This window comes from Tessaracoccus sp. OH4464_COT-324, from assembly GCF_003932855.1.
Taxonomy (GTDB): domain Bacteria; phylum Actinomycetota; class Actinomycetes; order Propionibacteriales; family Propionibacteriaceae; genus Arachnia.
Genome location: NZ_RQYZ01000134.1, coordinates 1 through 379, shown reverse-complemented (window position 1 = coordinate 379; position 379 = coordinate 1). Strand labels below are relative to the sequence as shown.

The 379-nt window shown below is 59.6% G+C and carries 1 protein-coding gene; it reads right to left on the bottom strand.

The window, feature by feature from the left end; all coding sequences use genetic code 11:
* A partial coding sequence (locus EII42_RS13190) for a hypothetical protein (protein WP_158676536.1) occupies positions 1-379 on the bottom strand: 379 nt, incomplete at both ends.

Here is a 379-nt window from a genome sequence, read left to right as displayed (position 1 = left end):
TTGGTCATCGCGAGGATTTCTTCGTCGCTGATGCGGGTCACACCGCTGGATTCGCCCTGGATGAAGGCGTCCTCACCGTAGGCCACGCAGCGGAAGCTTTTGTAGTAGATTTTGCCGTGTCCGCAGGTGAGGCGGCCGTAGTGTTGCGGGTCTACCATGCGCTTGACCGCCATGATGTAGAAGTCGTGATTGCTGAGCCCGCGGTCCACGCTGAGATTGAAGTTTTTGTCGTAGGTGCCGCTGCCGCCGTAGGTGCCCGTGCCGGAGTAGACGGTGATGAGGGATTCGTGGGGGTTGAGGGGGAGGTTGCCGAGGGTTTCTGGGTGGTTGAATTGGTCGATGGGGAGGCCGTTGAAGAGTTTGGGGAGGGTTTCGGCTG